The following is a 6674-nucleotide window of genomic DNA, read 5'->3' on the forward strand; positions in this document are numbered from 1 at the left end:
AAGTTTTTGATATTTCAAAAAAATGCTAAAAGAGTCTTGACAAGTAGTTGAAAAATGATATAATTTAACCATTCAGAAAAGTAATCATATAAACTTTTTAGAGAGTCTGTGGTAGCTGAAAACAGATAAGTGCTGATGATGAAAATTGGGCTGGATGTTATTTAGAATTTGAAATCATAAAAATTCGGTGAGCACACCTTACAGTGCATCTCGTTATTGCGAGACAGAGCGATAGGGAAATTCCCTATAATTGAGGTGGTACCGCGCATCGACGTCCTCACACAAGTTTTTTGTGTGAGGACTTTTTTGATGGAGGTTAGTATGGAAAGAAAACGATGGCGTCGCTTGTTTATACTCAATGAAAATCAAAGTACAAACTAGGAAGCTAGCCGCAGGTTGCTCAAAGCACTGCTTTGAGGTTGTGTATAGAACTGACGAAGTCAGTAACCATAGCTACGGCAAAGTGAAGCTGAAGTGGTTTGAAGAGATTTTCGAAGATTATTAGATAAGTGAAGTATTTTAAAGGAATAAAAAAGGAGAAATAGAATGAAAAATAAACGTTTAATTGGAATTATCGCTGCATTAGCAGTCTTAGTAGCAGGAAGCTTGATTTACTCTTCAATGAATAAACCAGAAGCTAAGAATGAGAAGAAAGTTGCCAAAGTTGGTGTCCTTCAGTTTGTGAGCCATCCATCTCTTGATTTGATTTATAAAGGGATTCAAGATGGACTTGCAGAAGAAGGTTATAAAGATGACCAGTTGAAGATTGACTTTATGAACTCAGAAGGTGACCAAAGTAAGGTTGCGACAATGAGTAAACAATTGGTTGCAAATGGGAATGACCTTGTAGTTGGTATCGCAACACCAGCTGCTCAAGGTTTGGCTAGTGCCACAAAAGACCTACCGGTTATCATGGCCGCTATTACAGACCCAATCGGAGCTAACTTGGTCAAAGATTTGAAAAAACCAGGTGGCAACATTACAGGGGTATCTGACCACAACCCAGCTCAACAACAAGTTGAACTCATCAAAACTTTGACACCAAATGTGAAAACAATCGGAGCTCTTTACTCAAGCAGCGAAGACAATTCAAAAACTCAGATTGAAGAATTTAAGGCTTATGCTGAAAAAGCAGGTTTGACAGTGGAAACATTTGCAGTTCCTTCAACAAATGAAATTGCTTCAACAGTTAATGTTATGACTAGCAAGGTTGATGCTATCTGGGTTCCAATTGATAACACAATCGCATCTGCATTTTCAACAGTTGTATCAAGCAACCAATCGGCTAAGAAACCAATTTATCCAAGTGCAACTGCCATGGTAGAAGCAGGTGGTTTGGCATCCGTTGTAGTTGACCAACATGACCTTGGTGTGGCAACTGGTAAAATGATTGCGCAAGTCTTGAAAGGTGCAAAACCAGCTGATACTCCAGTCAATGTCTTTTCAACTGGTAAATCAGTTATCAATAAAAAATTGGCACAAGAGCTAGGTATTACGATTCCTGAATCTGTTCTAAAAGAAGCAGGACAAGTGATTGAATAATCTGTAATGGAGGAGTTGGGGACATCTCCTCCAATTTTTTACAATAAAAATCATATAGAAAAGGTTAAGAAACAGATGATATTATCTATTATTTCTCAAGGATTTGTCTGGGCTATTTTAGGTCTGGGAATCTTTATGACATTTAGGATTTTAAACTTTCCAGATATGACGACAGAGGGTTCCTTCCCTCTTGGGGGAGCTGTTGCTGTCACTCTGATAACCAAAGGTGTAAATCCCTTTTTAGCGACACTGCTTGCTGTTGGAGCAGGTTGTTTGGCTGGAATGGCAGCAGGACTTCTTTATACAAAAGGGAAGATTCCAACCTTGCTCTCAGGGATTTTGGTGATGACTTCTTGTCACTCTATCATGCTCTTGATTATGGGGCGTGCAAATTTAGGCTTGCTTGGAACTAAGCAAATTCAGGACGTTTTACCTTTTGATTCAGACTTGAACCAACTCTTGACAGGTCTTATCTTTGTCAGTCTTGTCATTGCTCTCATGCTCTTTTTCTTGGACACCAAACTTGGACAAGCCTATATTGCTACAGGTGACAATCCTGATATGGCTAGAAGTTTCGGGATCCATACTGGGCGCATGGAGCTCATGGGCTTGGTCTTATCAAATGGTGTGATTGCCCTTGCAGGAGCCCTCATTGCCCAGCAAGAAGGCTATGCTGATGTGTCTCGAGGAATCGGGGTTATCGTTGTGGGGCTTGCAAGTTTGATTATTGGAGAAGTTATCTTCAAGAGTTTGAGCTTGGCGGAGCGTCTGGTTACCATTGTTGTCGGTTCTATCGCCTATCAATTTTTAGTATGGGCAGTTATCGCGCTTGGATTTAACACAAGTTACCTTCGTCTATACAGTGCCGTGATTTTAGCAGTCTGCCTCATGATTCCAACATTTAAGCAAACCATCTTGAAAGGAGCCAAGTTAAGTAAATGACAGCAATTGTAGAATTAAAAAATGCAACCAAAGTCGTTAAAAATGGCTTTGATGAAGAAAAGATTATTTTAAATGATGTTTCCTTAGAAATTTTTGAACAGGATTTTATCACTATTTTGGGTGGAAATGGTGCTGGTAAATCAACTCTCTTTAACATCATTGCAGGAACCTTGTCCTTAACCAGTGGGACAATTCGTATCTTGGGTGAAGATGTTACCAAATTTTCACCCGAGAAGCGAGCTAAGTATCTGTCTCGAGTCTTCCAAGATCCCAAGATGGGGACAGCTCCTCGTATGACAGTGGCTGAAAATCTCTTAATCGCCAAGTTTCGTGGTGAAAAGCGTGGACTGTTTCCGAGACGTTTGGCTAGCTATAAGGATGAGTTTCAGTCAACTATTGAAAAAGTGGGAAACGGTCTTGAGAAACACTTGAATACACCAATTGAGTTCTTATCAGGTGGACAAAGACAGGCCTTGAGTCTCTTGATGGCAACCTTGAAGCGTCCTGAATTACTCTTGCTAGATGAGCATACTGCGGCCCTGGATCCAAAGACCAGTGTGGCCTTGATGGACTTGACAGATGAATTTGTCAAGAAAGATCAGTTGACAGCGCTTATGATTACCCATCATATGGAAGATGCTCTCAAATATGGTAATCGTTTGATTGTCATGAAAGAAGGACGAATTATCCAAGATTTGAACCAAGAAGAAAAAGCAAAAATGAAAATCTCTGATTATTATCAGCTCTTTGAATAAAGTAGGGAAAATGAGTGAAATGGTTTACTTTTTTTCTGAAATAAAGTATACTATATAAAGTAAACTATGATAACATGGAGGTATTGTGTATGGTTGACAAACAAGTCATTGAAGAAATCAAAAACAATGCCAACATTGTGGAAGTCATAGGAGATGTGATTTCTTTACAAAAGGCAGGACGGAACTATCTAGGGCTCTGTCCTTTTCATGGTGAAAAAACACCTTCTTTCAACGTTGTAGAGGACAAGCAGTTTTACCACTGTTTTGGTTGTGGTCGCTCTGGTGATGTCTTTAAGTTCATCGAGGAGTACCAAGGGGTTCCCTTTATGGAGGCTGTCCAAATCTTAGGTCAGCGTGTTGGAATTGAGGTTGAAAAACCGCTTTATAGTGAGCAGAAGCCAGCTTCGCCTCACCAAGCTCTTTATGATATGCACGAAGATGCTGCCAAATTTTATCATGCTATTCTCATGACAACGACCATGGGGGAAGAGGCCAGAAACTACCTTTATCAGCGTGGTTTGACAGATGAAGTGCTCAAGCATTTTCAGATTGGTTTGGCACCTCCAGAACGAAACTATCTCTATCAACGTTTGTCTGGTCAGTATCGTGAAGAGGATTTCCTAGATTCAGGACTGTTTTATCTTTCGGATGCAAATCAATTTGTAGATACCTTTCACAATCGCATTATGTTTCCCCTGACAAATGACCAGGGAAAGGTCATTGCCTTCTCAGGTCGTATCTGGCAGAAAACGGATTCACAAACTTCTAAGTATAAAAATAGCCGATCGACTGCAATTTTTAACAAAAGTTACGAATTATATCATATGGATAGGGCAAAAAAATCTTCTGGTAAAATCAGTGAGATTTATCTCATGGAAGGGTTCATGGATGTCATCGCAGCCTATCGGGCTGGAATAGAAAATGCTGTAGCGTCTATGGGAACGGCCTTAAGTCGTGAGCATGTTGAGCATCTGAAAAGGTTAACCAAGAAGTTGGTTCTTGTTTACGATGGCGATAAGGCTGGGCAAGCTGCGACATTGAAAGCGCTGGACGAAATTGGTGATATGCCTGTGCAAATCGTCAGCATGCCTGATAACTTGGATCCAGATGAATATCTACAAAAAAATGGACCAGAAGACTTGGCCTATCTATTAACGAAAACTCGAATTAGTCCGATTGAGTTTTACATTCATCAGTATAAGCCTGAAAACAGTGAAAATCTGCAGGCTCAGATTGAGTTTATTGAAAAAATAGCGCCCTTGATTGTTCAAGAAAAGTCCATAACTGCTCAAAACAGTTATATTCATATTTTAGCTGACAGTCTGGCGTCCTTTGATTATGCTCAGATTGAGCAGATTGTTAATGAGAGTCGTCAGGCGCAAAGGCAGAATCGTATGGAAGGAATTTCCAGACCGACGCCAATCACTATGCCTGTCACCAAGCAGTTATCGGCTATTATGAGGGCAGAAGCCCATCTACTTTATCGAATGATGGAATCTCCCCTTGTTTTGAATGATTACCGTTTGCGAGAAGACTTTGCATTTGATACTCCTAAATTTCAGGTTTTATATGACTTGCTTGGCCAGTATGGAAATCTTCCTCCAGAAGTTCTAGCAGAGCAGACAGAGGAAGTTGAAAGAGCATGGTATCAAGTTTTAGCTCAGGATTTACCATCTGAGATGTCACCTCAGGAACTTAGTGAAGTAGAAATGACTCGAAACAAGGCTCTCTTGAATCAGGACAATATGAGAATCAAAAAGAAGGTGCAGGAAGCTAGCCATGTAGGAGATACAGATACAGCCCTAGAAGAATTGGAACGTTTAATTTCCCAAAAGAGAAGAATGGAGTAATAATGGCAACAAAACAAAAAGAAGTAACAACATTTGACGTACAAGTAGCAGAATTTATCCGTAATCATAAGCAAAAAGGGACAGCAACAGATGATGAAATCAATGCTAGTCTGGTGATTCCTTTTACCTTGGATGCTGATGGGATTGAAGACCTCTTGCAACGAATTCAGGATGCAGGGATTTCTATCACAGATAACGAAGGAAATCCGAGTGCGCGTGTTCTTAGCACTGAAGAAGAACCAGAACTCAGCGATGAGGACTTGATTGGTTCAACTTCTGCAAAGGTTAATGACCCTGTCCGTATGTACTTGAAAGAAATTGGGGTCGTTCCTCTCTTGACCAATGAAGAGGAAAAAGAATTAGCACTAGCAGTGGAAGCTGGCGATATCGAAGCCAAACAACGTCTTGCGGAAGCCAACCTTCGTTTGGTTGTTTCTATTGCTAAACGCTATGTCGGCCGTGGTATGCAGTTCCTTGACTTGATTCAAGAAGGGAACATGGGCTTGATGAAGGCGGTTGACAAGTTTGACTATTCTAAAGGATTTAAGTTCTCAACTTACGCAACTTGGTGGATTCGTCAGGCAATCACTCGTGCTATTGCGGATCAAGCTCGTACCATTCGTATCCCAGTTCACATGGTTGAAACCATCAATAAATTGGTTCGTGAACAGCGTAACCTCCTTCAAGAATTGGGTCAAGACCCAACACCAGAGCAAATCGCTGAACGTATGGATATGACTCCTGACAAGGTACGTGAAATCTTGAAGATTGCCCAAGAACCAGTATCTCTTGAAACACCGATTGGTGAAGAGGATGATAGCCATCTTGGAGACTTTATCGAAGATGAAGTGATTGAAAATCCAGTGGATTATACGACTCGTATCGTCTTGCGTGAGCAGTTGGATGAAGTCTTAGATACTCTTACAGACCGTGAAGAAAATGTTCTGCGTCTACGTTTTGGATTAGATGATGGGAAAATGCGCACTCTTGAAGATGTGGGGAAAGTCTTTAACGTGACTCGTGAGCGTATCCGTCAGATTGAAGCCAAGGCTTTGAGAAAACTACGTCAACCAAGTCGCAGCAAACCGCTTCGTGATTTTATTGAAGACTAAGAGTGAGGATAAATATGGCTTATACAGAAGAGCAAATTGAAAACATCAAAACACGCATTTTAACAGCCTTGGAAGAAGTCATCGACCCTGAGTTGGGAATCGATATTGTCAATCTTGGTTTGATCTATGAGATTCGTTTTGACGGCGACACAGGGCAAACAGAGATTGATATGACTTTGACAACTATGGGTTGTCCCCTAGCTGACCTTTTGACAGACCAGATTTATGATGCCATGACAGAGGTTCCAGAAGTAACTGATACTGAGGTTAAATTGGTTTGGTATCCAGCCTGGACAGTTGAAAAAATGAGTCGCTATGCCCGCATTGCCCTAGGCATTAAGTAAACATATAAAAGCATGTGAGAGACCGTTGGAAAAGTGAGGAAATTTCGGTAACTTCTAAAACTAACTTCCAGTTTCCCCCAACCTAGCTTTTAGTATGAGAAAAACGCGTGAAATTAGTGGAAATCCGTA

6 protein-coding genes and 1 other annotated feature are annotated in these 6674 nt (G+C 40.7%); all 6 genes read left to right on the forward strand.

The window, feature by feature from the left end; all coding sequences use genetic code 11:
* Positions 1–64 precede the first annotated feature (64 nt).
* Positions 65–282: a binding site (T-box leader), on the forward strand.
* 264 nt (positions 283–546) lie between these two features.
* The 6 genes from trpX to HMPREF1048_RS04010 all read left to right on the forward strand — a co-directional run bounded on the left by trpX (position 547) and on the right by HMPREF1048_RS04010 (position 6545).
* Positions 547–1542 (forward strand): tryptophan ABC transporter substrate-binding protein, encoded by a 996-nt coding sequence (gene trpX / locus HMPREF1048_RS03985; RefSeq protein WP_000792148.1) that lies wholly within the window; start codon positions 547–549, stop codon positions 1540–1542.
* 75 nt (positions 1543–1617) lie between these two features.
* Positions 1618–2484 carry an ABC transporter permease gene (locus HMPREF1048_RS03990; RefSeq protein ID WP_025171903.1) on the forward strand — a complete coding sequence of 289 codons (867 nt, stop codon included), beginning with the start codon at positions 1618–1620 and terminating at the stop codon, positions 2482–2484.
* Positions 2481–3239 (forward strand): ABC transporter ATP-binding protein, encoded by a 759-nt coding sequence (locus HMPREF1048_RS03995; RefSeq protein ID WP_000125434.1) that lies wholly within the window; start codon positions 2481–2483, stop codon positions 3237–3239. The genes HMPREF1048_RS03990 and HMPREF1048_RS03995 overlap by 4 nt, the downstream gene beginning before the upstream one ends.
* Before the next feature lie 89 nt (positions 3240–3328).
* The gene (gene dnaG, locus HMPREF1048_RS04000; protein ID WP_000227869.1) at positions 3329–5089 is read left to right on the forward strand and encodes a DNA primase; all 1761 of its coding nucleotides are present in this window, start codon (positions 3329–3331) and stop codon (positions 5087–5089) included.
* Between the two features lie 2 nt (positions 5090–5091).
* Positions 5092–6201 carry an RNA polymerase sigma factor RpoD gene (rpoD, locus tag HMPREF1048_RS04005; RefSeq protein ID WP_000201903.1) on the forward strand — a complete coding sequence of 370 codons (1110 nt, stop codon included), beginning with the start codon at positions 5092–5094 and terminating at the stop codon, positions 6199–6201.
* A 14-nt stretch (positions 6202–6215) separates the two neighbouring features.
* Positions 6216–6545, forward strand: coding sequence for a metal-sulfur cluster assembly factor (locus tag HMPREF1048_RS04010; protein WP_000331929.1), 330 nt, complete (start codon positions 6216–6218; stop codon positions 6543–6545).
* Positions 6546–6674 lie beyond the last annotated feature (129 nt).

It is taken from the genome of Streptococcus mitis SK575, assembly GCF_000257865.1.
Classification (GTDB): domain Bacteria; phylum Bacillota; class Bacilli; order Lactobacillales; family Streptococcaceae; genus Streptococcus; species Streptococcus mitis_CQ.

Coding starts and splice junctions, on each gene's coding strand:
- trpX (WP_000792148.1), top strand. CDS start 547: ATGAAAAATAAACGTTTAATTGGAATTATCGCTGCATTAGCAGTCTTA.
- HMPREF1048_RS03990 (WP_025171903.1), top strand. CDS start 1,618: ATGATATTATCTATTATTTCTCAAGGATTTGTCTGGGCTATTTTAGGT.
- HMPREF1048_RS03995 (WP_000125434.1), top strand. CDS start 2,481: ATGACAGCAATTGTAGAATTAAAAAATGCAACCAAAGTCGTTAAAAAT.
- dnaG (WP_000227869.1), top strand. CDS start 3,329: ATGGTTGACAAACAAGTCATTGAAGAAATCAAAAACAATGCCAACATT.
- rpoD (WP_000201903.1), top strand. CDS start 5,092: ATGGCAACAAAACAAAAAGAAGTAACAACATTTGACGTACAAGTAGCA.
- HMPREF1048_RS04010 (WP_000331929.1), top strand. CDS start 6,216: ATGGCTTATACAGAAGAGCAAATTGAAAACATCAAAACACGCATTTTA.